This is a genomic window from Ectopseudomonas toyotomiensis (assembly GCF_017167985.1).
Classification (GTDB): Bacteria; Pseudomonadota; Gammaproteobacteria; order Pseudomonadales; family Pseudomonadaceae; genus Aquipseudomonas; species Aquipseudomonas toyotomiensis.
In genome coordinates, this window is the sequence record NZ_CP070505.1 from 1,882,367 (window position 1) to 1,905,859 (window position 23,493).

Genomic DNA, 23,493 nt, shown 5'->3' on the forward strand with positions numbered 1-23,493 from the left:
ACTTGGATGAAATACCTTCCGGCCCGTTGGCGGGCCGGTCAGGAGATGTCACAACTGGGTTAGTGGATCAGAGCAACGTCAGGGTGTAGCTCAGGATCAAACGGTTCTCGTCGGAGTCGGTGGTGAAATTGCCGCGCTGGGTCGCATTGCGCCAGGACACGCCCAGGCCTTTCAGCGGGCCGCCCTGCAGGGTGTAGTCGAGGCGGAAATCACGTTCCCATTCCTTCAGATCACCATTGGCGGAATCGATATTGTCGCCCTTGAGGTAAGCAACGCTGGCCTTCAGGCCCGGTACACCGAGCTTGGCGAAGTCATAGCCGTACTCGGCCAGCCAGGTGCGCTCACCAGCGTTCTGGAACTTGCCGATCTGGCGGTCGGTGATCAGGTAGGACGAGCTGCCGCCGCCCTGGTTGAGGAACGGGAAGGCGCTGTCGCCTTCGACCTGCTGGTAGCCCAGGCTGGCGAAGTGGCTGCCCAGGGTGTAGGTGAACAGCGCGCTCCAGGTCTGGTTGTCGACCTCGCCAGTGCTGCTGTCGCCGGCACGCCAGTAGCCCGCGCTGCGGTAGCCATCGGCACGGCCGGAGGCGCTGCCATTCTTGCCGTCGGAGTTGCTGTCGAAGTAACGCAGGTCGGTCTTCAGCGAGCCCGGACCGATCGCCCAGTTGTGCACCAGGCCGAGGAAGTGCTGTTTGTAGAAGTCTTCCAGATTGCCGTAGTAGTACTGCAGCGTCAGATCCTTGGTCAGCTTGTAGTCGCCGCCGGCGAAGTAGAACTTGTTGGTGTCGGCGTCACCGCTGGCGCCGGCGATACGCAGGGCGATGTCGTCGGTGGAACTGCGGGTCTTGGTGCTTTCCAGCTGGCCGGCAGTCAGGGTCAGGTCGTCGATCTCGTTGGAGGTGATCTGCCCGCCCTCGAAGGTCTGCGGCAGCAGGCGGCCGTCGTTGAAGGTCACCACCGGCAGCTTCGGCAGCAGGGTGCCGATGCGCGCCTCGGTCTTGGACAGGCGTACCTTGGCGGTCACACCGGCCTTGCTGTAGTCGTCCACGGCGCTGCCGTCGCTATCGAGCGGGAACAGCTGGCCGGGAGTGCGATCACGGCCGGCCTTGCTCGCGGTGCCGCCGGAGTCCAGTTTGACGCCAAGCAGGCCGATAGCGTCGAGGCCGAAACCGACGGTGCCCTGGGTGAAACCGGAGCTGTAATTGAAGATGAAGCCCTGCCCCCACTCCTGCGCCTCGCCGTTGTTGTTGGCGGTGTTCTTGTTGTTGAGGTCGTAATAGAAATTGCGCAGGCCGATGCTGGCCTTGCTGTCTTCGATGAAACCAGCGGCGGTCGCTTCGGTGGCCAGTGCGGCCAGGGCGACGGCCAGCGCCAGATTGGACTTGTTCATGCTCGATGCTCCAGGTGCTGTATGTGCTGTTTTAGGTTTTGGCACTGCACAGGGGCTCGGCAGGACAGCGGACATGGCGCTGGTCTCGGCGGATTGGCATAAGAGCCCCTGATTCGGGCCCGATGCGGTGGTCCGCTGTCGGCTGGTGACTAATCTACGAGACGAGCGTTAATCCCTAAAAAGAATTATTTTTCACTTTGTAGTAACAAAAAAGAATATATGGAAATGGATTGAGGCTCGTAGGGCGTACCGGGCCGCCCTACACAATAACGAGCAGCCGACGTCCCGGGCTTCACTACGTTCGCTCGAATGGCCGATGTTTCGGGCCGATATGCGCCTAAGCTAATTCCCAAAAATTATTTGTTGGCTATTTTTTAGATCGTCTAGCTTCTCTCCACCGGATCACCGGACTTCTTTCCCTCAACACTGAAGTACGCGTGATCCGCCGCAATCTCATGGCCGGCACGTGTTCGTATCGAGAGCCGCCATGTCCAAGACCCATTCCAAACGCAGCACACTGATCGCCGCCTCTCTTGCCATCGGCCTGCTCGTCGCCCCGCTCACCGAGGCCGCCGAGCAACTGCGCATCGGCTACCAGAAATCCTCCACGCTGATCAGCCTGCTGAAGAGCCAGGGCACCCTGGAGAAGGCACTGTCCGACCAGGACATCACCATCAGTTGGCACGAATTCCCCAACGGTCAGCCGCTGCTAGAAGCGCTCAACGTCGGCAACATCGACCTGTCTGCCGACGTCGCCGACACCGTGCCTGTGTTCGCCCAGGCCGCCGGCGCCGACCTCGCCTACTTCGCCCAGGAAGCGCCCTCGCCCAGCGCGCAGGCGATCATCGTGCGCGAGGATTCACCGATCAAAACCCTGGCCGACCTCAAGGGCAAAAAGGTTGCTGTGACCAAGGCGGCCGGCGTGCACTACCTGTTGATCGCTGCGCTGCAGCAGGCCGGCCTGAAGTTCAGCGATATCGAACCGGCCTACCTGACCCCGGCCGACGGCCGCGCCGCCTTCGAGAACCGCAAGGTGGACGCCTGGGTCACTTGGGAACCCTTCCTCAGCGGCGCCCAGCAACAGTTGCCGACGCGCATCCTTGCCGACGGCAAGGGACTGGCCGACTACCAGCGCTATTACCTGACCAGCGCCAAGTTTGCCAAGAGCCACCCGCAGGTGCTGCAGACCGTGTTCGCCGAGCTGGTGAAGACCGGCGACTGGCTGCGCGCCAACCCGCGCCAGGCGGCTGAAATCCTCGGCCCGCTGTGGGGCAACCTCGACCCGGCCATCGTCGAGAAAGCCAACGCCAAGCGCAGCTACCAGGTGCGCCTGGTGCAGCCGGACAGCCTCGCCGAGCAGCAGAAGATCGCCGATGCCTTCTACGGCGCCAGCCTGTTGCCGACCTCGGTGGATGCCCGCGAAGTCAGCATCTGGAGCCCGCAATGAGTGCCGAAGCCCGTCTGCACCCCAGCCTGCGCGACGAACCATTGTTCGCCGCGCACCTGTTCCCCGTGGACTTCGGCAGCCGCACGGCCAAGGTCGAACGCCTGGCCCGGCGCCTGGCAGCCAGCGCGGTGGAACGTGATCGTGCTGGGGGCAGCGCCCAGGCCGAACGCGAACTGCTGCGCGACAGTGGCCTGCTGACCCTGGCCGTGCCGCAGCAGTACGGTGGCCAGGGCGTGGCCTGGCCGGAGATCTATCGCATCACCCGTTACCTGGCGGCAGTGGACAGCTCGCTGGCCCACCTGTTCGCCTTCCAGCACCTGCAGGTGGCGACCATCCTGCTGTTCGGCAACCCCGATCAGCAGCGCCACTGGCTGAGCCGCACAGTGCAGGAGCGCTGGTTCTGGGGCAACGCCACCAACGGCCGCGACACCGGCCTCAAACTCAGCCCACGCGAGGAACATTACGAGCTCAATGGCAGCAAGTCGTTCTGCTCCGGCGCACTCGGCGCCGACGCGCTGGTGATCAGCGCACCGCGCGGCAAGAACCCGGAAGATCGGGTGTTCATCGTCCTGCCCAGCCAGCGCGAGGGCCTGGCGGTGAACAGCGACTGGGACGGCTTCGGCCAACGCCAAACCGACAGCGGCACGGTGCAGTTCGAGCAGGTGTTCGTCGACGCCAGCGAGCTACTCGGCCCGGTCGGCCCCAGCCCGCGTACCACCCTGCGTGCCTGCCTATCTCAGCTGATCCTCACCCAGCTCTACCTGGGCAATGCCCAGGGCGCGCTGGACGCAGCGCTGCGCTACACCCGCGAGCAGAGTCGTGCCTGGCCGGCATCAGGCGTGGCCACTGCCAGTGACGATCCGTTTATCCAGCAACGTTACGGCGAGCTTTGGCTGCGCTACCGCAGCGCCCTGCCCCTGGCCGAGCACGCCGCCCAGCGCCTGCAGAGCGCCTGGGAAAAACCGGCGCTGACCGCCGCCGAACGCGCCGAGGTGGCGCTGGCCATCAGCGAGGCCAAGGTGGTGGCGGTACGTGCCGCGCTGGAGATCACCAGCCAGATCTTCGAAGCCATGGGCGCCCGCGCCACCAGCTCGCGTTACGGCTTCGACCGCTTCTGGCGCAACGTGCGGGTGCACAGCCTGCACGACCCCATCGACTACAAGGTGCGCGACCTCGGTCACTGGCTGCTCAGCGGCCAGGGGCCGCAGCCGTCGCTGTATGGCTGAGGGAGGTGCGTTCAACCGGGAATATGCATAGAAAAAAGCGGTATCTCGCTTCGATAAAGGCTGACTAGCCTGAAATCTGCCAACCTTCGAGAGGTCGTCGACAATGACTATCAAGACCCTGTTCGGCGGCGGCCTGCTGGCCGCCGCCACCCTGCTGCACACGCTGACGGCGCAGGCCGCCAGCGACTATCTGGTCAGTACCGAGTGGCTGGAAAAGAACCTGAAAGATCCCAAGGTACGCATCATCGAAGTCAGCGTGGTGCCCGGCGTCTACGAGCGCGGGCATATCCCCGGCGCGGTGAACTTCGCCTGGCACAGCGACCTGGTCGACCCGGTACGCCGCGACATCGCCAGCCAGGAAGCCTTCCAGCAACTGCTGCGCAAGGCCGGGGTGAATGACGACAGCACCACCATCCTCTACGGCGACAACAACAACTGGTTCGCCGCCTGGGGCGCCTGGGTGTTCGACGTGTACGGCGTGGATAACGTCAAGCTGCTCGACGGCGGCCGCGCCAAGTGGGAGGCCGAAGGCCGTCAGCTGGACAGCCGCGCTAGCACGCCGAAGGCCGGCAACGTCACGGTTAAGGCCGCCAACAAGGAGCTGCGCGCCTTCCTGCCGGACGTGCTGGCCGCCGCCGAGAAGCGCAGCGACGTGCAGCTGGTGGATATCCGCTCGCCAGACGAATACAACGGCAAGGTCTTCGCCCCGCAGGGCGTGCAGGAACTGGCCGTGCGCGCCGGCCATGTACCGGGTGCAGTGAACGTGCCCTGGGGCCAGGCGGTCGCTGCTGACGGCACCTTCAAATCGGCCGAGGAACTGAAGAAGGTCTACGGCGCAGTTGGCATCGACGGCAGCAAGCCGATCATCACCTACTGCCGCATCGGCGAGCGCTCCAGCCACACCTGGTTCGCCCTGAAGAAGATCCTCGGCTACGACGTGCGCAACTACGACGGTTCCTGGACCGAATACGGCAATGCCGTGGGCGTACCGGTGGTGAACGTGGCGGGCACCGTCTGGGGCGGCAAGTAGGCTTGAACCGATCCAGGCGTAGGGTGGATCACGCCTCACCGATCCATCGCTATGAAGGCTGATGCCTCCTGTAGGAGCGGATTTATCCGCGAGTTTCGCGGCCGCAGCCGCTCCTGCAAAACAAACGTCAGTCACGCAAAACACAGCCCCGGCCTAAACACCGGGGGCGCTTTCGTCGGGCAAGGACAACCCATGACCGCCAGCATTGCCTCCCCTCGCGCAACGCTACCCATCGCCACAGCTGGCGTGATCGCCATAGCCCTGCTCGCCTTCATCTGGCAGCTGGCCGACGGCAGCAACGAAGGCCGCGCCTTCAGCTACTCGCTGGCCAGCGGCGCGCTGTTCGGCCTGCTGCTGCAGCGTTCGCGCTTCTGCTTCTTCTGCGTGACCCGCGACTTCGTCGAACGCCGCATACCGGACGGCCTGCTCGGCCTGCTCGCCGCCCTGGCGGTGGGCACCCTCGGCTATCACGCGGTGTTCGGCGCCTTCCTGCCCGACCCCAGCGGCGGGCGCCTGCCCCCGGATGCCCATATCGGTCCGCTGAGCTGGGTGCTGGCTCTGGCCGCCACGGTGTTCGGCCTCGGCATGGCGATTTCCGGCTCGTGCATCAGCGCGCACCTGTATCGCCTCGGCGAGGGCAATTTCGCCTCGCTGGCCGCGCTGGGCGGCGCGCTGCTCGGCTTCGCCCTGGGCTTTTTAAGCTGGAACCCGCTGTATCTGGCCGCCCTGCAGGAAGCACCGGTGCTCTGGCTGCCCGGCCGGCTCGGTTACGGCGGCTCGCTGCTGCTGCAACTGGCGCTGCTGGGGGCGCTGGCCGCCTGGCTGCTGCGTTATCGCCAGGCGGGCACACCTTCCGAAACACAGAGGCTATGGTCGCTGCTGTTCGGCGCACGCTGGCCGGCCTGGGTCGGCGGCGTGCTGATCGGTGGGCTGGCGGTGCTGGCCTACTTTCGCATCGCACCGCTGGGGGTGACCGCCGAACTGGGCAGCCTGGCGCGCACCGGCGCGGACAGCCTGGGCTGGCTGCCACAGCGCCTGGAGGGACTGGACGGCTTTTCCGGCTGCGCCACGGCGGTCAAGGAGGCGCTGCTGTCGAACAACGGCCTGTTCGTCATCGGCCTGGTGATCGCGGCCTGGGCCAGCGCCCTGGCCGCCGGCGACTTCCGTCCCAGCAGCGGCGCACCCCGCGACTGGCTGCGCGGCCTGCTCGGCGGCGTGCTGCTGGGGTGGGGCAGCCTGCTGGCGTTGGGCTGCACCGTGGGCACGCTGCTGTCCGGCGTGATGGCCGGCGCGGCGTCGGGCTGGGTGTTCGGGCTGTTCTGCCTACTCGGCATAGTGCTTGGGCTGAAGCTGCGGCCGCTGTTGCGCTTGGGCTGATGCACCTTCGTAGCCCGGATGAAATCCGGGGTCTTCTGCTGCAGGTTTCCCCGGATTTCATCCGGGCTACGGTTGCATCCGATCTGGCGCTGGGTGGGGGCGGTGCGCGCGGCGCACCCTACACGATTACCCCGTAGGGTGCGCTGTGCGCACCACGTCAAGCTGCGACACCAGCGCTCAGGCCGCCTTGCTCGGCGACGCATCCTCGAAGCGGTCGACCCTGCGCAGGCTCTTGAAGCCGAGCATCCAGCCGCCGGTCACGGTCAGGGTGCAGGCGCAGCCGATCAGCGCCGCCGGCACCACGCCGAACCAGGCGGCACTCGTGCCGGCGCGGAATTCGCCCAGTTCGTTGGAAGAGCCGATGAACAGCATGTTCACCGCATTGACCCGGCCGCGCATGGCGTCCGGGGTGGAGAACTGCACCAGCGAGGAGCGGATGTACATGCTCACCATGTCCGCGCCGCCGGCCACCACCAGCGCGGCGAAGGACAGCCAGAACAGGCTGGACAGCGCGAACACCAAGTTGGCCACACCGAACAGCGCCACCGCACCGAACATCACCAGGCCGACATGGCGGTTGAACGGCTTCATGCTCAGATACAGACCGACCGACACTTCGCCGATGGCCATGGCGCTGCGCAGCAGGCCGAGCCCCGTCGGCCCGACTTCCAGCACTTCCTGGGCGTAGATCGGCAGCAGCGCGATCACGCCGCCGAGCAGCACGGCGAACAGGTCCAGCGAGATGGTGCCGAGGATGATCGGCCGCGTGCGAATGAAGTGGATGCCCGCGGTAAAACGCGCCCACGCGGTGGCTTCCAGCGCCTGCATCTTTTCCGCGTAGCGCACCGGCACCAGCGGCAGCAGTGCGGAGCCAGCGAGGAAGCAGACCAGGCAGACCGAATAGGTCAGCCCGCCACCGCCGATGGCGTACAGGCCGCCGCCGATCACCGGGCCGGAAATGGTCGCGCCACGCATGATCATGCTGTTGGCGGCGATGGCCGCGGCCAGGCGCTCGCGCGGCACGATCTGCGGCAGCAGACTGGACAACGCCGGCCCGGTGAAGGCGCGGCCACAGCCGTAGAGCACCAGCACCGCGTAATACCAACTGACGGCCGCTTCGCTCAGCGACAACCACAGCAGCGCCGCCGCACACAGGCCTTCGACCAGCCAGCTGAGCATGAGGATCAGCTTGCGGTCGTAGCGGTCGATGAGGTCGCCGGCCGGCATCAGCAGCACCAGCATGGGGATGAACTGGGCTAGGCCGACATAGGCCAGCGACAGCGGGTCGCGCGTCAGGTCGTAGACCTGCCAGGCCACCACGATAGCCTGGATCTGAACGGCGAACACCACCACGATGCGGGCGATGAGAAACGGCAGGAAACCGGGAAGTCGGTAAACGGAAACGGGAGCAGCGGACACGGCGAAAATCTCGAGGCAGAACCGGCCAGTGCCGGACGAGGTAAGCCGGCCAATCTACGGGAAAGCTCCGCCACGGGGCAAACCCGGGAACAGGCTGTTGCGCAGATCGCGCCCTAGACCGTGCCAGGCGTCAGACGCACACGAGCGCCTTACTGGACAACGCTGGGTGCCGCGCCTGGTTCGGTCACTGTAGAAGCGCCGCCCCGGCGCGAAGACGGATGCGGCCGTATCGCAATATAGAGTTGCCGGTTCCATTCGCCGCGGTGCGCGGCTCCTACAGGTCTTGGCAGAGCGGGCGGATGCGGGAGGTCGTTCCTCCCGCCAATATCCAGGCTAGACGAATGCCTGGTCGCCGAAACCACGCGGCAGACGCTGCGGGCCTGGCAAGGCAGCCAGACGCGCCTCCCAGGAAGTGCGCCAGTCGTTGACGGCGCGGGCAGCCTTTTCGCGGCGGGCGGCACGGCGCGCGGCATTGCGTGCGTTACGTCGAGCTTCGGTGAACACTTCGGTCTTGCGGCAATTGCGGCATTTGACCTTGGCCAACTCGGTGGTGGCGGGCAGCTTTTCACCATGAGAGCCACAGGCGAGGTGGCCAGAGACTTTGTAGTGCGTAACCATCGCGTTATCTCCTTGATTGTGGGCGCCCGGCTGCTGACAGCCGGTCTACACCCCTCAGGAAATGGGACTGTGCAAGCGGTACGCAGGTTCATTGGCTACCGACCAAGGACCACGCCGCCTCTGGCCGTGCGCCCCGCCAAACGGTTTTAATGCGCTCTTTTGCCGGAACCTCACCATGCCCCTGAGCCCCGATGAACTCGCGCAGATCAGCGCCCTCACCCTGGCCCATTACCAGAGCAGCGCCGAGGATTTTCGCGAGGGCACACGCGACCATGACGTGAGCCAGAATATCGCCGCGCTGCTGCGCCATATCGAGGGCGAGAAGCCCTGGCGCATCCTCGATTTCGGCTGCGGGCCGGGGCGGGATCTACGTACGTTCAGCAGCCTCGGCCATACCGCCGTCGGCCTCGATGGCTGCGCCGAGTTCGTCGCCATGGCGCGTGCCGATAGCGGCTGCGAGGTGTGGCAGCAGAGCTTTCTCGAACTGGACCTGCCGGCCGGACATTTCGACGGCATCTTCGCCAACGCCAGCCTGTTCCATGTGCCCGATCAGGAGCTGCCGCGCGTGCTCGGCGAGCTGCATGCGGCGCTCAAGACCGGTGGCGTACTGTTCAGCTCCAACCCGCGCGGCGAGAACCAGGAAGGCTGGAACGGCCCGCGCTACGGCAGCTACCACGACCTCGAACGCTGGCGCGCGCGGCTCACGGCGGCCGGTTTCGTCGAGCTGGAGCACTACTACCGCCCCGCCGGCCTACCACGCGACCAGCAACCCTGGCTGGCCAGCGTATGGCGGCGAGTCGCTTAGCTCACCACCACAGGCATGCGTAGCCCTAGTCGAATACGGGCCGGAAAAAGCTGCGCTCGTAGCTGAGGATGCAACGTGTCTCTTCGGCGTAGCGAAAGGCCGCCTGACACTCGGCGTCGGCGAAGGAATCCTGACGATAGCGTTCGTATTCGGCGAGGCTGGGGAAGCTGAACAGCGCCAACGCCACGTTATTGGCCCCCTCGGACGGCAGGAAGTAACCGTGGTGCGTGCCGCCGAAGCGCTCTACCAACGGAATCCACAGCTTCGCGTAGTGCTCGAAATCCTTGAGTTTGTAGGGGTCGACGATATAGCGCAGGTAGCAGGTGATCATGGCTGTCCTTCCTTGCGAGTGGTAAGCGGCTAATGTTTTTTGAGCGACGGCAACAGCGCGGTGAGGATACCCAGCAACGGCAAGAAGGAGCAGATCAGGAACACTTCCTCGATGCCGTGGATGTCCGCCAGATAACCGAGCAGCGCCCCGCCGATGCCACCGAAGCCAAACATCAGGCCGAAGAACAGCCCGGCGATCATGCCGACGTTGCCCGGCATCAGCTCCTGGGCGAAGACCACGATGGCGGAGAATGCCGAGGCCAGGATGAAGCCGATCACCATGCTCAGCACGCCCGTCCAGAACAGGCCGACGTGCGGCAGCAGCAGGGAGAACGGCGCCACGCCGAGGATGGAGAACCAGATCACCTGCTTGCGCCCGATACGGTCGCCGATCGGCCCGCCGAAGAAGGTGCCGGCCGCCACCGCGCCGAGAAACAGGAACAGGTAGAGCTGCGAGCTGGCCACCGACAGGTCGAACTTCTCGATCAGGAAGAAGGTGAAGTAGCTGGTGAAGCTGGCCATATAGAAGTACTTGGAGAACACCAACAGAGCCAGGATCAGCAGGGCGAACTTCACCCGACAGGCCGACAGGCCGTGGGTGGCCACGCCGCCCTGCTTGAGCTTGAACAGCGTCAGGTGGTGGCGGTACCAGCGGCTCAAGCCGTACAGCACGACGATGGCGAAGGCGGCGAACAGGCCGAACCAGGCGACGTTGCCCTGGCCGTAGGGAATGATGATGGCCGCCGCCAGCAGCGGGCCGAAGGCGGTGCCGGCATTGCCGCCGACCTGGAAGGTGGACTGTGCCAGGCCGTAGCGCCCACCCGAGGCCAGGCGGGCGATGCGCGACGCCTCGGGGTGAAAGGTCGAGGAGCCGATACCCACCAGCGCCGAGGCCAGCAGGATCGCCGAGAAGCTGCCGACGAAGGCCAGCATGAGGATGCCGACCAGGGTGCACAACGAGCCGGCGGGCAGCAGCCAGGGCTTGGGATGGCGGTCCGTGTGGTAGCCCACCCAGGGCTGCAGCAGCGAGGCGGTGAGCTGGAAGGTCAGGGTGATCAGACCGATCTGGGCGAAGCTCAGGCCGTAGTTGAGCTTGAGCATCGGGTAGATGGCGGGCAACACCGCCTGGATCAGGTCGTTGATCAGGTGCGCCAGGGCGCAGGCGCCGATCACGCGCATCACCAGAGGGCTGGCCTGACTGATGGGCGAGGCGCCGGCCAGGGTCGTAGCGGCAGGACTGCTGGACATGCTTGAAGCTTCCGGACGAGGTGAGGGACGGCGCTATGCTAGGCTGCGCCCAATCGCCTGTCTCACGAAGACAGGGCAGCAACCCTCGCAAAAAAGGCACATTCATGCGCTTAGCTGACAAGCTGCTGGCCGAGATCGACGCTTCCCCTTGGCTGGTCAGCAGCAGCGCCACCGATTACCCGATCAACGCCATCATCGAGCCGCACTCGCACCGCAACAAGCACCAGCTGATCTACGCCATTTCCGGGGTGATGGTGGTGACCTCGGCGCTGAACCAGTGGACGGTGCCACCGAGCCGCGGTATCTGGATGCCTTGCGGCCAGGTGCACGCGATCCGCTGCATCGGCAGCGTGCGAATGCGCAGCGTCTTCGTGCGCCCCGACAGCCTGGCGGACATGCCCGCCGAGTGCCGCGCCGTGGCCATCTCGCCGCTGCTCAGTGAACTGATCCGCGCCGCCGTGGCGATCACCCAGCCCTATGCCGACGACTCGCGCGAGGCACGGGTGATGCGCCTGATCCTCGATGAACTGCGCATCCTGCCGACCCTGCCGCTGCACCTGCCGCAGCCGGCCGACCCGCGCCTGCAGCCGATTTGCACCACGCTACAGAACGACCCTGGCGACGCCTCCACGCTGGCCGACTGGAGCATCCGCCTGGGCCTGGACGAGAAGACCATCCAGCGCCTGTTTCAGAAAGGCACCGGCATGACCTTCGGCCAGTGGCGCCAGCAGGCGCGCCTGCTGCTGGCGCTGGAGCGTATCGCCCTGGGCGAGAAGATCATCGACATCGCCGGAGAGCTGGGCTACGACAGCCCCAGCGCCTTCGCCACCATGTTCAAGAAGCAGTTCGGCACCACGCCCAGCCAGTTCTTCAAGTGATGCCCGGTGGAGGTGCTTGCGCGGCAACTGTCGCGGCTACGACTGCATGGATGCAGGAGGTAGAGCGAAGCAGGATGCCAGAGCCGAAAGCCCCTCCCACCTCGTCACGCACCCATGCTGTCGCCAGCTGGCCGCTCGGGCGAGAGATAGCTGACCAGCTGCCGTGCATGGGACGACAGCGACTCCCAACTGCGCACGCACAGGCGCAGTTCGCGGGTGGCCCAGACATCTTCCAGCATCACCACCGCCACCGGCAGTTCCTGGGCGAAGCGGGTCGCGGCTACCTCGGGCAGCATGGACACGCCAACGCCCTGCGCCACCAGTTGGGCGATGGCATCGAAGCTCGGCGCGCGTACTCGCACCTTGAGCGGCAAGGCATTGCGCACCGCCATGTATTCGATGAAACGCTGCATCGCGCGCTCGGCCGGCAGGCAGACGAAGGGGTAGTTGAGTGCATTGCGCAGCGAGGCCGGGCGTTGCTCAATCAGCGCATGGCCATGGGGCACCAACAGCACCAGGCGGTCGTTGCGAAACGGCAGCGACAGCAGGTCATCGGTGGCCAGGTTGCCGTCGTAAACGCCGATGTCGATGCTGCCTTCCCTGACGATTTTCAGCACGTCCTTGCTGTTGTACTCGGCCAGTTGCAGATCCACCTCGGGGTAGTCGGCCAGGAACGGCCCGAGCGCCGCCGGCAGGAAGGTGCTGTTGGCCACCGTGGAGGCCGCCAGGCGCAGGGTGATGCGCCGCTCGCCGTTGAGTTCCTGCAGGGTGTCGCTGAGCTGGCGGGCCTCCTTCAGCACGCCCTGGCAGGCCTCCAGTACCAAGCGGCCGGCGGGGGTCAGGCTCATGCCGTCACTGCTGCGCACGAACAGCGTCAGCCCGCAGCGCTCCTCGAACAGACGCAGGCGGGTGCTGGCCGCCGACACGGCGACGGGGAAGGTCGCCGCCGCCTTGCTCAGGCTGCCGGTGGCGGCAATCGCCGCGATCAGGCGCAGGTCGGGCAGGTCGAAATGCATAAAGCCTTCTCCAAATCAGAAAGCCATCTTCGTGAAATTGCGATTCTGGCCGTGTAGCTTTCCGCTCAGAATAACAGCTCACTCCCCTGCCGCAGCCCCGCTCATGAATGCTCTGACCGCCTCGTACCGGCGCAGCCTGGACAACGGCGTGCTGTTCGCCGTGCTCTCGGCCACCGGTTTCAGCCTGAAAGCCATCTTCGTCAAACTCAGCTATGCCGCCGCGCCGGTGGATGCCATCACCGTGCTGAGCCTGCGCATGGGCCTGGCCCTGCCGCTGTTCGCCTGGCTGCTGTGGCTGAGCCGGGGCATCGGGCAAGCGCGCTTGTCGGCGAAGGACTGGGCGCACGTCCTGCTGCTGGGGATGCTCGGCTACTACCTGTCGAGCCTGTTCGACTTCTACGGCTTGCAGTACATCAGCGCCGGGCTGGAACGGCTGATCCTGTTCACCTACCCGACGCTGGTGCTGCTGTTGCAGATGCTGGCGCTGGGCGAGCGGCCGGGCCCGCGCACCTTCCTCGCCCTGGGCCTGTGCTACCTGGGCCTGAGCATCGCCCTAGTACATGACATCCGCGTGGAGGGCGACAGCGAGCAGATCCTGCTGGGTGCCGCCTGGGTGTTCGCCAGCGCGGTGACCTACGCCCTGTACTACCTGGGCACCGGCGTGGTGATTCGCCGGGTCGGCTCGATGCGCCTGGCGGGACTGGCCGGCGGTTCCTCGGCGATCATGGTGTTGATCCACTACGCCATTAGCGGTGACCCGACGCAACTGGCGAACCTGCCGAGCGAGGTATGGCTGTACGGCGCACTGATGGCGCTGCTGTCGACGGTGCTGCCGATCTACTGGCTGGCCCTGGCCGTGCAGCGCATGGGCGCCAGCCATGCCGCCATGTTCGGCAACCTGGGCCCGGTGCTGACACTGTTTGCCGCCTGGGTGCTGCTCGGCGAGGCCATCACCCTGTACCAGATCGCCGGCCTGGCACTGGTCCTGCTGGGTGTCTCGCGCCTGTCTTCAGGCAAGCGCAAGACGAGCTGAGCCGGGCTCAGCCCTGGCGAATCAGATCGGCCGCCTTCTCGCCAATCATGATGCACGGCACGCCGGCATAGAGGATGGTCTCGCGAGTGCACCGCTAGGTGCGCCACTGGCCGTTCTGACGCAGCTCCAGACCAGTGACGCGCTAGCCATCGAGCAGCAGGCGCTCAACTTCGCAGATGGTGCGCACGAAGATCGTGCATGGAAACAGTCCGCAATAGCGCTATATACAAAAAAACATAACGAGGTAGGATTGCCCAACCCACACTGGCCCTACACCTGCACTCGACAGGAATCTCCATGCTCAAGCCTCTCAAGCACAGCTTGCTCGCCCTCAGCCTGATCTTCACCAGCGGCGCCATCGCCGACGAGGTCAAGGTCGCCGTAGCCGCCAACTTCACCGCACCGATGCAGGCCATCGCGCCCGCGTTCGAGAAGGCCACCGGGCACAAGCTGGTGGCGTCCTTCGGCGCCACCGGGCAGTTCTATGCGCAGATCAGCAATGGCGCGCCCTTCGATGTGCTGCTCGCCGCCGACGACACGACGCCGGCCAGACTGGAGCGCGAGGTCGCGACCGTGCCCGGCTCGCGCTTCACCTACGCCATCGGCAGCCTGGTGCTGTGGTCAGCCGATGCCAGCTACCTCGACGGCACGGACGCGGTGCTGAAAGCCGGCCAGTTCAGGCACCTGTCCATCGCCAATCCCAAGGCCGCGCCCTACGGCCTGGCCGCTATGCAGGTGCTGGACAAGCTGGGCCTGAGCGAGGCGGTGAAAGCCAAGCTGGTGGAGGGACAGAACATCACCCAGGCGCACCAGTTTGTCTCAACCGGCAATGCCGAGCTGGGTTTCGTCGCGCTGTCGCAGGTGTACAAGGACGGCAAGCTCGGCAGCGGCTCGGCCTGGATCGTGCCGGACACCATGTACGACCCGATCAAGCAGGACGCGGTGATCCTCAAGCAGGGCGCGGACAATCCGGCCGCTGCGGCACTGGTCGAGTACCTGCAGAGCGCGGAAGCGACCAGGGTGATCGAATCGTTCGGCTATAAACTGCCGTAGTCGGATTGCATCCGGGCTACGTTCGCCACTTCCGGAATCCCTGCATGCCGCTGTCCAAGAATGACCTCGACGCCATCCTCCTGACCCTGGAGCTGGCCACGCTGACCACCGTGCTGCTGCTGATCATCGGCACCCCCATCGCGCTGTGGCTGGCGCGCACCGAGTCCTGGCTCAAGCGCCCGGTCGGTGCCATTGTCGCGCTGCCGCTGGTGCTGCCGCCGACGGTGATCGGCTTCTACCTGCTGGTGAGCATGGGGCCCAATGGGTTCTTCGGCCAACTGACGCAGAGCCTTGGTCTCGGTACCTTCACTTTCACCTTTACCGGTCTGGTGATCGGTTCGATCTTCTATTCCCTGCCCTTCGTCGTGCAGCCGCTGCAGAACGCCTTCGAGGCCATCGGTCGCGGCCCGCTGGAGGCCGCCGCCACCCTGCGCGCCAATCCCTGGGATACCTTCTTCAGCGTGGTGCTGCCGCTGGCCCGCCCTGGTTTCATCACCGCCGCCATTCTCAGCTTCGCCCATACCATCGGTGAGTTCGGCGTGGTGCTGATGATCGGCGGCAATATCCCCGGCAAGACCCAGGTGGTGTCGGTACAGATCTACAACCACGTGGAAACCATGAACTACACCCAGGCGCACTGGCTGGCCGGCGGCATGGTGGCGTTCTCCTTCATCGTTCTGCTGGCGTTGTACGGCGGGCGCAATGCTCGGATGAGGGCGCTGTGAGGTTCGGTTTCGGCAAGGCGCCGATACCTGCCATCCACGACGATGGACGCATTCGCGCGCGCTTTCTGGTCAAGCATCCGGGCTTCACCCTGGATGTCGACCTCGACCTGCCCGGACGCGGCGTCAGTGCGCTGTTCGGCCATTCCGGTTCAGGCAAGACCAGTTGCCTGCGCTGCTTCGCCGGGCTGGATCGCCCGCAGCAGGGCTACCTGCAGGTCGCTGGAGAGCTCTGGCAAGACAGTGAGCGCGGTGTCTTCCTGCCGGCGCACAAGCGCGCCATCGGCTACGTGTTCCAGGACGCCAACCTGTTCCCGCACCTGAGCGTGCGCAAGAATCTGGAGTACGGCCAGCGGCGCATCCCCGCGTCGCAACGCAAGGTGGCGCTGGATCAGGCGCTGGAGCTACTGGGCATCGCTCATCTGCTCGAACGCATGCCCTCGGCGCTGTCCGGCGGCGAACGCCAGCGCGTCGGTATTGCCCGCGCGCTGGTGACCAGCCCGCGCCTGCTGCTGATGGACGAACCGCTGGCTTCGCTGGACCTCAAGCGCAAACAGGAAGTGCTGCCGTATCTACAGCGTCTGCACGAGGAGCTGGACATCCCCATGCTCTACGTCAGCCATGCGCCGGACGAGGTGGCGCGCCTGGCCGATCATCTGGTGCTGCTCGACGAAGGCCAGGTACGCGCCAGCGGCCCGCTCAAGGAAATCCTGCTGCGCGCAGACCTGCCCTTTGCCAGCGACGAGGATGCCGAGGCGGTGATTGACGGCCAGGTCTGCGGTCACGATACCGCCTACGATCTGCTGGAGCTTCAGCTGCCCGGCAGCGAAGCGCGCCTGCGCCTGCCTCACGCAGCATTGCCCGACGGCCACTCGGTGCGAGTGAAGATCAAGGCGCGCGATGTCAGCCTGGCGCTCAAGCGCGCCGAGGATTGCAGCCTGCTCAACCTACTGCCGGCACGGGTAGAAAGCTGGCAGGAGCTGGACGCACAGATGCTGCTGACCCTGCGCATCGGTGATCAACGCCTACTAGCGCGAATCACCCGCTACTCCTTCGATCAGTTGAGCATTCATGCCGGCCAGGCGCTCTGGGCGCAGATCAAGTCGGTGTCGCTGCTCGCGCCGTAGGGTGCGCCGCGCGCACCGAGCACACGCAGATGCCGCAGGTTCGTAGCCCGGATGCAATCCGGGGCGATCAAACGCCCCCGGGCAACTCCAGATGCTCCGGCCCGATCTCGGCGTTGCCGGCCAGCAGCAGGGCGAAGTGGATGACGTTCTCCAGCTCGCGGGTGTTGCCCGGCCAACGGTGCGCCTCCAGCACGGCCTGCGCCGCCGGGCTGATCGGCGGGATGGCCAGGCCCAGACGCGAGGCGTGGATGCCGAGGAAGTATTCGGCCAGCGGCAGAATATCGCCGACCCGCTGACGCAGTGCCGGGAACAGCAACTGGCCGTCGCACAGGTAGACGTACAAGCGCTCATCGAAAGTGCCGGCGGCCACCGCACGAGCCAGGTCGATGCTGCTCGCCGCCACCAGACGCACATCCACCGGCAGCGCCTGGCTGGCGCCGACGCGATACACCTCGCGGGTTTCCAGCGCGGCCAGCAGCTTGCTCTGCAGAGGCCGCGAGAGATTGGCGATTTCATCCAGGTAGAGCGTGCCGCCATTGGCCGAACCGAACCAGCCGGCGCGGCTGCTGCCGGTGCCAACATGGGCACCGGCGGCATGGCCGAACAACTCGGCCTCGCCCCACTGCGGGCTTATCGCTGCGCAGCTTACCGCCACGAACAGGCCAGCGCGCTCACTGTGGCGATGGATATAGCGCGCCAGCAATTCCTTGCCGGTGCCGGTTTCACCGAGGATCAGCAGCGGCTGGCCATTGCCCGCCAGGGCCTCAGCACGCTCGCGCAGCTGGCGTGAACGCGCGTCGACGAATACCAGCGCCTTGGCCCGAATGCTCAGCGGGCTCTTGTCCGAATCAGCGAAGGTCAGCGGCGCCGGGAAGTCGGGTGGAAAACTCATGACGTGCAGCTCCATGGCTGCCCCTCACTGGGCGTAGCCTGTACGTGAACAAAAAAGAGCGGGCGGCTGCCTGGCCCGACCCCGCTCCGAAAAGGTTGTCCCGCAATGACGGGCTCAGGCGCGCAAGCGCGACTGCTGTTCGATGCGGCTCTGCAGGCGATAGAGATAGCCGAAGCCCTGCTCCCAATAGCGATGCCCGGACTTCACGTTGATATGCCCGGCACCGCTCAGAATCGCCGCCTCGCTACCCCAAACTCGCGCCAGCTCCAAGGCGCGCAGGGCACTAGCCGCTGCGTCGTTGTCGGAACCCACCAGCAGGCTAGGAAAGGGCAGCAGATCACGCGGCATCGGTGCGAAATTCTGCAGCGGTTCGGGGCAGCCCGGCCGCTCGACATCGGCCGGCGCCACCAGCAGCGCGCCGCGCACACGGCGCAGCAGTTCGACCGGTGCCTGCGCGGCCCAATGCGCCACCGTCACGCAGCCCAGGCTATGGGCGATGAGGATGAGCGGACGCGGATCGTCGGCGACTGCCTGGTTCAACGCGGTGACCCAGTCGCTACGTTGCGGGTTGAGCCAGTCCTTCTGCTCCACACGCGCACTGTTCGGCAGGCTGCGCTGCCAATGGCTTTGCCAGTGCTCTTCGGGGGAGCCCTGCCAACCCGGCAGGATCAGATAACGGATTGCTTCGCTGCCCATCACGGCGCCTCCTTCAATCGAATGGCGTCAGTCTAGGCAACACGAATTAATTACAAAAAGAATAAGAGCTTATTTGCTTATTCCAAAAATTCAAGGCAAACACACGACGCCTTATATTTCCAAAAAGCATATAAATGTTCTTAAACAATATTTTTAAGAATATTTCCGCCTCTCTACTATCCGCTTCACGCCAGCGTCGGTACTCCATACCGCCGCCGTGGCGACCTATTCACAAGGAGCCTGGAAATGACCGCGACGCTGAGAAACCTCGAAGGCCAGGATGAAGCCAGCATCCTGCGCGAGATTCAGACCGCCCTGCATGGCCTGAAATTCGGCTCGGTAGAAATCACCGTGCACAACGGCCAGGTCGTGCAGATCGAGCGCAAGGAAAAGATTCGCCTGCAACAACCGAGCACCAAGAACAGCTGAAACATGATGCGGCCCGACTGGACCACCAGAGGGCTCGAGAAAGATCGCCCCGCCTGACACCCCATACGCCAACACAAGAATTTCACAGTTAGGAGCTGCACCATGTCCCTTCGTCGTTTTGCCCTGGCCGCGCTGGCCAGCAGTCTGATCGCCGGCCCGGTGGCCGCCGCACAAACCCTGCTCAACGTGTCGTACGACCCGACCCGTGAGCTGTACACCGAATTCAACGCCGCCTTCAACAAGCACTGGCAGGCCCAGGGCAACGAAGCGGTGACCATCCAGCAATCCCACGGTGGTTCGGGCAAGCAGGCCCGCGCGGTTATCGACGGCCTGCGCGCCGACGTGGTGACCCTGGCTCTGGCCGGCGATATCGACGAGCTGTACAAGCTCGGTAAGCTGATCCCGGAAAACTGGCAGGAGCGTCTGCCGGACGCCAGCACCCCCTACACCTCGACCATCGTGTTCCTGGTGCGCAAGGGCAACCCGAAAGGCCTGAAGGACTGGGATGACCTGGTCAAACCGGGCGTGGAAGTGATCACCCCGAACCCGAAAACCTCCGGTGGTGCACGCTGGAACTTCCTCGCTGCCTGGGCCTATGCCCAGCAGAAGTACGGCAGCGAAGCCGAGGCCAAGGCCTTCACCGAGAAGCTCTACAAGAACGTCCCGGTGCTCGATACCGGCGCCCGCGGCTCGACCATCACCTTCGTCAACAACGGCATCGGCGACGTGCTGCTGGCCTGGGAGAACGAGGCCTTCCTGGCGCTCAAGGAAGAAGGCGGAGAGAACTTCGAGATCGTCGCGCCTTCGCTGTCGATCCTCGCCGAACCGCCGGTGAGCGTGGTCGATCAGAACGTCGACAAGAAAGGCACCCGCAAGGTCGCCGAGGCCTACCTCAACTACCTGTACAGCGAGGAAGGCCAGCGTATCGCCGCCAAGCACTTCTACCGCCCACGCAACCAGGCGGTGGCGGCCGAGTTCGCCAAGCAGTTCCCGCAGCTCAAGCTGGTAACCATCGACGCTGACTTCGACGGCTGGAAGAGCGCGCAACCGAAGTTTTTCAACGATGGCGGCATCTTCGACCAGATCTACCAGGCGCAGTAGCCCTTAGGGTGCGCCGTGCGCACCAGTGCACGGCCCACCAGATCGTCGCAGCCAGTGGCGGGTTCCACCCGCCCTACCAAGGAGCTTGCATGTCTCGCCGCACTTCCCCCGTCATACCCGGCTTCGGGCTGACGCTGGGTTACACCCTGGTGTACCTCAGCCTGTTGGTGCTGATTCCCCTGGGTGCCATGTTCGTCCACGCTGCCCAGCTCACCTGGGATCAGTTCTGGGCAATCATTTCCTCACCGCGCGTGCTGGCCGCCCTGAAGCTGAGCTTCGGCACCGCCTTTCTCGCTGCCATCATCAACGGCGTGATCGGCACGCTGCTGGCCTGGGTGCTGGTGCGCTACACCTTCCCCGGTCGCAAGGTCATCGAAGCGATGATCGACCTGCCGTTCGCCCTGCCCACAGCCGTTGCCGGTATCGCCCTGACCGCGCTCTACGCGCCCAACGGTTTGATCGGCCAGTTCGCCACGGCCCTGGGCTTCAAGATCGCCTACACCCCGCTGGGCATCACCCTGGCGCTGACCTTCGTCACCCTGCCCTTCGTCGTGCGCACCCTGCAGCCGGTGCTGGCCGACATCCCCCGCGAGGTCGAGGAAGCCGCCGCCTGCCTCGGTGCCAAGCCGTTGCAGGTGGCTCGCCATGTGCTGCTGCCGGCGTTACTGCCGGCCTGGCTGACCGGCTTTGCCCTGGCTTTCGCCCGTGGCGTTGGCGAATACGGCTCGGTGATCTTCATCGCCGGCAACATGCCGATGAAGACCGAGATCCTGCCGCTGCTGATCATGGTGCAGCTGGACCAGTACAACTATGCCGGCGCCACCGCCATCGGTGTGCTGATGCTGGTGGTGTCGTTCATTCTGCTGCTGCTGATCAACCTGCTGCAGCGTCGCATCAGCCGTTCTTGAGGAGCCAGGCATGTCATCTGCAACCCTGACGGCCAGTGCCGCCAACAATGCCGCACGCCGTGGCAACGCCCTGGGCCGCCGCCTGCTGATCGTTTCGGCCTGGCTGGTGTTCGCCTTCTTCCTGCTGCTGCCCTTGTTCGTGGTGGCGACCGAGGCGCTCAAACAGGGCGTCGGCGTGTTCGTCACTTCGATCCTCGAACCTGACGCCATCAGCGCGCTGAAACTGACCCTGCTCGCCGTGGGCATCGCCGTGCCGCTCAACCTGGTGTTCGGCGTGGCCGCCGCCTGGTGCGTGAGCAAGTACGAGTTTCGCGGCAAGAGCATTCTGGTGACCCTGATCGACCTGCCGTTCTCGGTGTCACCGGTAATCGCCGGTCTGATCTATGTGCTGCTGTTCGGCGCCCAGGGCTTCTTCGGCCCCTGGTTGCGCGAGCACGACATCCAGATCATCTTCGCCCTGCCCGGCATCGTCCTGGCCACCGTGTTCGTCACCGTGCCCTTCGTCGCCCGCGAGCTGATCCCACTGATGCAGGAGCAGGGCACGCAGGAGGAAGAGGCCGCGCGCCTGCTCGGTGCCAACGGCTGGCAGATGTTCTGGCACGTGACCCTGCCCAATATCAAATGGGGCCTGATCTACGGCGTGGTGCTGTGTACCGCGCGGGCGATGGGCGAGTTTGGCGCGGTATCGGTGGTCTCCGGGCACATCCGCGGCTACACCAACACGCTGCCGCTGCATGTCGAGATTCTCTATAACGAATACAATCACGTCGCCGCCTTCAGCGTTGCCAGCCTGCTGCTGCTTCTGGCGCTGTTCATCCTGCTGCTCAAGCAGTGGAGCGAATCCCGTATCAACCGCCGCAAAGCCAGTGCTGGCGAGGAATAAACATGAGTATCGAAATCCGTAACGTCAGCAAGAACTTCAACGCGTTCAAGGCGCTGAACGAGATCAACCTGAACATCCAGAGCGGCGAACTGGTCGCCCTGCTCGGCCCATCCGGCTGCGGCAAGACCACCCTGCTGCGCATCATCGCCGGCCTGGAAACCCCGGACAGCGGCACCATCGAGTTCCACGGCGAGGACGTCTCCAACCACGACGTGCGTGATCGCAACGTCGGCTTCGTGTTCCAGCACTACGCGCTGTTCCGCCACATGACGGTGTTCGACAATGTCGCCTTCGGCCTGCGAATGAAGCCCAAGGGCCAGCGCCCGAGTGAAGAGGTGATCCAGCAGAAGGTGCACGAACTGCTCAACCTGGTGCAGCTCGACTGGCTTGGCGATCGCTACCCCGAACAGCTCTCCGGCGGTCAGCGCCAGCGTATCGCCCTGGCCCGCGCCCTGGCGGTGGAGCCGAAAGTGCTGCTGCTAGACGAACCCTTCGGCGCGCTGGATGCCAAGGTGCGCAAGGAGCTGCGCCGCTGGCTGGCGCGCCTGCACGAAGACGTGCACCTGACCAGCGTATTCGTCACCCACGATCAGGAAGAAGCCATGGAAGTGGCCGACCGCATCGTGGTGATGAACAAGGGCGTGATCGAGCAGATCGGCACGCCGGCCGAAGTCTACGAGTATCCGGCCAGCGATTTCGTCTACCACTTCCTCGGTGACGCCAACCGCCTCTACGTCGGCAACGATCACCACGTGCTGTTCCGCCCGCACGAGGTTGACCTGTCCAGCGAACCGAGCCCGGAGCACAAGGCCGGCGAGGTACGCGACATTCGTCTGCTCGGCGCGATCACCCGCATCACCCTCAAGGTCGAAGGTCAGGACGAGCTGATCGAAGCCGAGGTGGCCAAGGATCACGTCAGCCTGGACAACCTCGCCCGCGGCACCACCCTGTACTTCAAACCCAAGGGCGGCAAGCCGGTCAGCGCCCAGGTGTAGCTCTTCGTAAGGTGGGCCGGGCGGCAGTACGTAGGGTGGGCTTCAGCCCACCGCTCAGAGCTCAACCTTTGTTTGGTGGGCTGAAACGAATCGTCGCTCAGCCCACTCTACGGAGCCGCGATCGCCATGATCGCCCTACGCCCTTGGGGTGAGACCTGCAGCGCACGCGAACCCGTGCTGCGCCGCAACCAGCCCTCGCCTTCGCACAGACCCAGCAACGCCGCGCCCAGCGCACCACCGAGATGCGGCTTGCGCTCGCTCCAGTCCGGGCAGGCACAGAGTCGCTGGCGGCGCTGACGGTTGACCTGGTGCAGATCAATCCCCAACGCCTGCAGCCCCTGCTCGCCGCCTGCCGTCAGTTGCAGCGCACCGCCCTCCTCGCTCAGCCAGTCAGCCGCGCGCATGCGCGCGAACACACCGACCGCCAACTCGCCGGCCAGATGGTCATAGCAGGTGCGCGCCTCGCGCATGGTCTGCGGAGTACCGCGTGAAGCCGGCACCGCGCGTGGTTGCCGTGGCTGCGCGGCCAGCGCGGCACTGGCCAGGGCCTCGACCAGTTGCCCGACTTCCGGCCCGGCCAGGCGGTAATAGCGATTGCGCCCATGGCGCTGCTGCTCCAGCAGGCCGCCTTCCACCAGCTTGGCCAGGTGCGCGCTGGTCGATGACGGCGACAAGCCCGCGAGCAAGGCCAGCTCACCGGCCGGTCGCGCGCTGCCATCCATCAGTGCCCAGACCATGCTGGCGCGCCCGGCATCGGCGAGCAGCGCGGCAATCGAGCTGAAACCCGGTGCGTATTCCATAGTTCACCTCATGACGAAACATGGCGTGCAACAAATATGGATACTGGCAGGCAATTTCAGTCAGAGCCAGCCA

At 65.1% G+C, this 23,493-nt stretch carries 24 protein-coding genes; 15 read left to right on the forward strand and 9 right to left on the reverse strand.

Translation table 11 applies throughout. The features are described 5' to 3' along the window. Nucleotides 1–67 precede the first annotated feature (67 nt). The gene (locus JWV26_RS08660; RefSeq protein WP_206418837.1) at nucleotides 68–1,387 is read right to left on the reverse strand and encodes an OprD family porin; all 1,320 of its coding nucleotides are present in this window, start codon (nucleotides 1,385–1,387) and stop codon (nucleotides 68–70) included. Nucleotides 1,388–1,874: 487 nt separating this feature from the next. Here JWV26_RS08660 and JWV26_RS08665 point away from each other — a divergent pair, with 487 nt between their 5' ends. The 4 genes from JWV26_RS08665 to JWV26_RS08680 all read left to right on the forward strand — a co-directional run bounded on the left by JWV26_RS08665 (nucleotide 1,875) and on the right by JWV26_RS08680 (nucleotide 6,467). Beyond that, nucleotides 1,875–2,834 (forward strand): aliphatic sulfonate ABC transporter substrate-binding protein, encoded by a 960-nt coding sequence (locus JWV26_RS08665; protein ID WP_196460376.1) that lies wholly within the window; start codon nucleotides 1,875–1,877, stop codon nucleotides 2,832–2,834. Continuing rightward, nucleotides 2,831–4,060, forward strand: coding sequence for an acyl-CoA dehydrogenase family protein (locus JWV26_RS08670; RefSeq protein WP_196460375.1), 1,230 nt, complete (start codon nucleotides 2,831–2,833; stop codon nucleotides 4,058–4,060). Before JWV26_RS08665 ends, JWV26_RS08670 begins: the two co-directional genes overlap by 4 nt. A gap of 103 nt (nucleotides 4,061–4,163) precedes the next feature. Beyond that, a complete protein-coding gene (locus JWV26_RS08675; protein WP_206418838.1) occupies nucleotides 4,164–5,090 on the forward strand; it encodes a sulfurtransferase in 927 nt (308 codons plus the stop codon). 192 nt (nucleotides 5,091–5,282) lie between these two features. Then, nucleotides 5,283–6,467, forward strand: a complete 1,185-nt coding sequence (locus tag JWV26_RS08680) for a YeeE/YedE thiosulfate transporter family protein (RefSeq protein ID WP_206418839.1) — start codon at nucleotides 5,283–5,285, stop codon at nucleotides 6,465–6,467. A 177-nt stretch (nucleotides 6,468–6,644) separates the two neighbouring features. On the opposite strand, the gene JWV26_RS08685 is transcribed toward JWV26_RS08680, so the two are convergent. Further along, on the reverse strand, nucleotides 6,645–7,886 hold the full coding sequence (locus JWV26_RS08685; RefSeq protein WP_093051527.1) for an MFS transporter: 1,242 nt from the start codon (nucleotides 7,884–7,886) through the stop codon (nucleotides 6,645–6,647). A 333-nt stretch (nucleotides 7,887–8,219) separates the two neighbouring features. Next, nucleotides 8,220–8,504, reverse strand: a complete 285-nt coding sequence (locus JWV26_RS08690) for a hypothetical protein (protein WP_074918799.1) — start codon at nucleotides 8,502–8,504, stop codon at nucleotides 8,220–8,222. Nucleotides 8,505–8,679: 175 nt separating this feature from the next. Here JWV26_RS08690 and JWV26_RS08695 point away from each other — a divergent pair, with 175 nt between their 5' ends. Then, on the forward strand, nucleotides 8,680–9,309 hold the full coding sequence (locus JWV26_RS08695) for a class I SAM-dependent methyltransferase (protein WP_079782461.1): 630 nt from the start codon (nucleotides 8,680–8,682) through the stop codon (nucleotides 9,307–9,309). A gap of 25 nt (nucleotides 9,310–9,334) precedes the next feature. Here JWV26_RS08695 and JWV26_RS08700 read toward each other — a convergent pair whose 3' ends face one another. Both JWV26_RS08700 and JWV26_RS08705 read right to left on the reverse strand, forming a co-directional pair. Further along, nucleotides 9,335–9,640: an NIPSNAP family protein gene (locus JWV26_RS08700; RefSeq protein ID WP_017676026.1), complete on the reverse strand. Its 306-nt coding sequence runs from the start codon at nucleotides 9,638–9,640 to the stop codon at nucleotides 9,335–9,337. A 29-nt stretch (nucleotides 9,641–9,669) separates the two neighbouring features. After that, on the reverse strand, nucleotides 9,670–10,887 hold the full coding sequence (locus JWV26_RS08705; RefSeq protein ID WP_206418840.1) for an MFS transporter: 1,218 nt from the start codon (nucleotides 10,885–10,887) through the stop codon (nucleotides 9,670–9,672). A gap of 104 nt (nucleotides 10,888–10,991) precedes the next feature. Here JWV26_RS08705 and JWV26_RS08710 point away from each other — a divergent pair, with 104 nt between their 5' ends. Beyond that, nucleotides 10,992–11,765: an AraC family transcriptional regulator gene (locus JWV26_RS08710; protein ID WP_206418841.1), complete on the forward strand. Its 774-nt coding sequence runs from the start codon at nucleotides 10,992–10,994 to the stop codon at nucleotides 11,763–11,765. 104 nt (nucleotides 11,766–11,869) lie between these two features. On the opposite strand, the gene JWV26_RS08715 is transcribed toward JWV26_RS08710, so the two are convergent. Continuing rightward, the gene (locus JWV26_RS08715) at nucleotides 11,870–12,781 is read right to left on the reverse strand and encodes a LysR family transcriptional regulator (protein ID WP_206418842.1); all 912 of its coding nucleotides are present in this window, start codon (nucleotides 12,779–12,781) and stop codon (nucleotides 11,870–11,872) included. Between the two features lie 103 nt (nucleotides 12,782–12,884). On the opposite strand from JWV26_RS08715, the gene JWV26_RS08720 reads away from it, so the two are divergent. The 4 genes from JWV26_RS08720 to modC all read left to right on the forward strand — a co-directional run bounded on the left by JWV26_RS08720 (nucleotide 12,885) and on the right by modC (nucleotide 16,716). Further along, nucleotides 12,885–13,814, forward strand: coding sequence for a DMT family transporter (locus tag JWV26_RS08720; protein WP_074918787.1), 930 nt, complete (start codon nucleotides 12,885–12,887; stop codon nucleotides 13,812–13,814). Between the two features lie 297 nt (nucleotides 13,815–14,111). Then, nucleotides 14,112–14,867 carry a molybdate ABC transporter substrate-binding protein gene (gene modA, locus JWV26_RS08725; RefSeq protein ID WP_206418843.1) on the forward strand — a complete coding sequence of 252 codons (756 nt, stop codon included), beginning with the start codon at nucleotides 14,112–14,114 and terminating at the stop codon, nucleotides 14,865–14,867. A gap of 44 nt (nucleotides 14,868–14,911) precedes the next feature. Then, entirely contained in the window at nucleotides 14,912–15,592 is a 681-nt protein-coding gene (gene modB / locus JWV26_RS08730; protein ID WP_072426204.1) for a molybdate ABC transporter permease subunit, read from the forward strand. Further along, complete coding sequence (modC, locus tag JWV26_RS08735) at nucleotides 15,589–16,716, forward strand: molybdenum ABC transporter ATP-binding protein (protein ID WP_206418844.1); 1,128 nt, start codon at nucleotides 15,589–15,591, stop codon at nucleotides 16,714–16,716. The genes modB and modC overlap by 4 nt, the downstream gene beginning before the upstream one ends. Nucleotides 16,717–16,783: 67 nt before the next feature. Here the strand turns inward: modC and JWV26_RS08740 are convergent, their stop codons facing one another. Together JWV26_RS08740 and JWV26_RS08745 are read right to left on the reverse strand one after the other, a co-directional pair. Next, nucleotides 16,784–17,608, reverse strand: coding sequence for a sigma 54-interacting transcriptional regulator (locus JWV26_RS08740; RefSeq protein ID WP_206418845.1), 825 nt, complete (start codon nucleotides 17,606–17,608; stop codon nucleotides 16,784–16,786). Between the two features lie 114 nt (nucleotides 17,609–17,722). After that, on the reverse strand, nucleotides 17,723–18,304 hold the full coding sequence (locus JWV26_RS08745) for an RBBP9/YdeN family alpha/beta hydrolase (RefSeq protein WP_072426202.1): 582 nt from the start codon (nucleotides 18,302–18,304) through the stop codon (nucleotides 17,723–17,725). 246 nt (nucleotides 18,305–18,550) lie between these two features. On the opposite strand from JWV26_RS08745, the gene oscA reads away from it, so the two are divergent. From oscA to JWV26_RS08770, 5 genes are all read left to right on the forward strand, one after another. After that, nucleotides 18,551–18,733, forward strand: a complete 183-nt coding sequence (oscA, locus tag JWV26_RS08750; protein ID WP_003464528.1) for a sulfur starvation response protein OscA — start codon at nucleotides 18,551–18,553, stop codon at nucleotides 18,731–18,733. A 102-nt stretch (nucleotides 18,734–18,835) separates the two neighbouring features. Further along, nucleotides 18,836–19,834 (forward strand): sulfate ABC transporter substrate-binding protein, encoded by a 999-nt coding sequence (locus tag JWV26_RS08755; protein WP_072426201.1) that lies wholly within the window; start codon nucleotides 18,836–18,838, stop codon nucleotides 19,832–19,834. An 89-nt stretch (nucleotides 19,835–19,923) separates the two neighbouring features. Further along, the gene (gene cysT / locus JWV26_RS08760) at nucleotides 19,924–20,742 is read left to right on the forward strand and encodes a sulfate ABC transporter permease subunit CysT (protein WP_074918778.1); all 819 of its coding nucleotides are present in this window, start codon (nucleotides 19,924–19,926) and stop codon (nucleotides 20,740–20,742) included. 10 nt (nucleotides 20,743–20,752) lie between these two features. After that, a complete protein-coding gene (gene cysW, locus JWV26_RS08765; protein ID WP_093051494.1) occupies nucleotides 20,753–21,625 on the forward strand; it encodes a sulfate ABC transporter permease subunit CysW in 873 nt (290 codons plus the stop codon). 2 nt (nucleotides 21,626–21,627) lie between these two features. Next, a complete protein-coding gene (locus JWV26_RS08770) occupies nucleotides 21,628–22,620 on the forward strand; it encodes a sulfate/molybdate ABC transporter ATP-binding protein (protein WP_072426198.1) in 993 nt (330 codons plus the stop codon). Between the two features lie 107 nt (nucleotides 22,621–22,727). Here the strand turns inward: JWV26_RS08770 and JWV26_RS08775 are convergent, their stop codons facing one another. Beyond that, nucleotides 22,728–23,420 (reverse strand): ArsR/SmtB family transcription factor, encoded by a 693-nt coding sequence (locus tag JWV26_RS08775; protein WP_206418846.1) that lies wholly within the window; start codon nucleotides 23,418–23,420, stop codon nucleotides 22,728–22,730. Between the last annotated feature and the right edge of the window lie 73 nt (nucleotides 23,421–23,493).

Excerpts from the sequence above, each read along its gene's own strand:
- JWV26_RS08695 (WP_079782461.1), top strand. The coding sequence starts at position 8,680 with ATGCCCCTGAGCCCCGATGAACTCGCGCAGATCAGCGCCCTCACCCTG.
- JWV26_RS08690 (WP_074918799.1), bottom strand. The coding sequence starts at position 8,504 with ATGGTTACGCACTACAAAGTCTCTGGCCACCTCGCCTGTGGCTCTCAT.
- JWV26_RS08670 (WP_196460375.1), top strand. The coding sequence starts at position 2,831 with ATGAGTGCCGAAGCCCGTCTGCACCCCAGCCTGCGCGACGAACCATTG.
- JWV26_RS08660 (WP_206418837.1), bottom strand. The coding sequence starts at position 1,387 with ATGAACAAGTCCAATCTGGCGCTGGCCGTCGCCCTGGCCGCACTGGCC.
- oscA (WP_003464528.1), top strand. The coding sequence starts at position 18,551 with ATGACCGCGACGCTGAGAAACCTCGAAGGCCAGGATGAAGCCAGCATC.
- JWV26_RS08675 (WP_206418838.1), top strand. The coding sequence starts at position 4,164 with ATGACTATCAAGACCCTGTTCGGCGGCGGCCTGCTGGCCGCCGCCACC.
- JWV26_RS08770 (WP_072426198.1), top strand. The coding sequence starts at position 21,628 with ATGAGTATCGAAATCCGTAACGTCAGCAAGAACTTCAACGCGTTCAAG.
- modB (WP_072426204.1), top strand. The coding sequence starts at position 14,912 with ATGCCGCTGTCCAAGAATGACCTCGACGCCATCCTCCTGACCCTGGAG.
- cysT (WP_074918778.1), top strand. The coding sequence starts at position 19,924 with ATGTCTCGCCGCACTTCCCCCGTCATACCCGGCTTCGGGCTGACGCTG.
- JWV26_RS08745 (WP_072426202.1), bottom strand. The coding sequence starts at position 18,304 with ATGGGCAGCGAAGCAATCCGTTATCTGATCCTGCCGGGTTGGCAGGGC.
- JWV26_RS08775 (WP_206418846.1), bottom strand. The coding sequence starts at position 23,420 with ATGGAATACGCACCGGGTTTCAGCTCGATTGCCGCGCTGCTCGCCGAT.
- JWV26_RS08710 (WP_206418841.1), top strand. The coding sequence starts at position 10,992 with ATGCGCTTAGCTGACAAGCTGCTGGCCGAGATCGACGCTTCCCCTTGG.
- JWV26_RS08680 (WP_206418839.1), top strand. The coding sequence starts at position 5,283 with ATGACCGCCAGCATTGCCTCCCCTCGCGCAACGCTACCCATCGCCACA.
- JWV26_RS08705 (WP_206418840.1), bottom strand. The coding sequence starts at position 10,887 with ATGTCCAGCAGTCCTGCCGCTACGACCCTGGCCGGCGCCTCGCCCATC.
- JWV26_RS08755 (WP_072426201.1), top strand. The coding sequence starts at position 18,836 with ATGTCCCTTCGTCGTTTTGCCCTGGCCGCGCTGGCCAGCAGTCTGATC.
- modA (WP_206418843.1), top strand. The coding sequence starts at position 14,112 with ATGCTCAAGCCTCTCAAGCACAGCTTGCTCGCCCTCAGCCTGATCTTC.
- JWV26_RS08700 (WP_017676026.1), bottom strand. The coding sequence starts at position 9,640 with ATGATCACCTGCTACCTGCGCTATATCGTCGACCCCTACAAACTCAAG.
- JWV26_RS08715 (WP_206418842.1), bottom strand. The coding sequence starts at position 12,781 with ATGCATTTCGACCTGCCCGACCTGCGCCTGATCGCGGCGATTGCCGCC.
- cysW (WP_093051494.1), top strand. The coding sequence starts at position 20,753 with ATGTCATCTGCAACCCTGACGGCCAGTGCCGCCAACAATGCCGCACGC.
- JWV26_RS08720 (WP_074918787.1), top strand. The coding sequence starts at position 12,885 with ATGAATGCTCTGACCGCCTCGTACCGGCGCAGCCTGGACAACGGCGTG.
- JWV26_RS08665 (WP_196460376.1), top strand. The coding sequence starts at position 1,875 with ATGTCCAAGACCCATTCCAAACGCAGCACACTGATCGCCGCCTCTCTT.
- JWV26_RS08740 (WP_206418845.1), bottom strand. The coding sequence starts at position 17,608 with ATGAGTTTTCCACCCGACTTCCCGGCGCCGCTGACCTTCGCTGATTCG.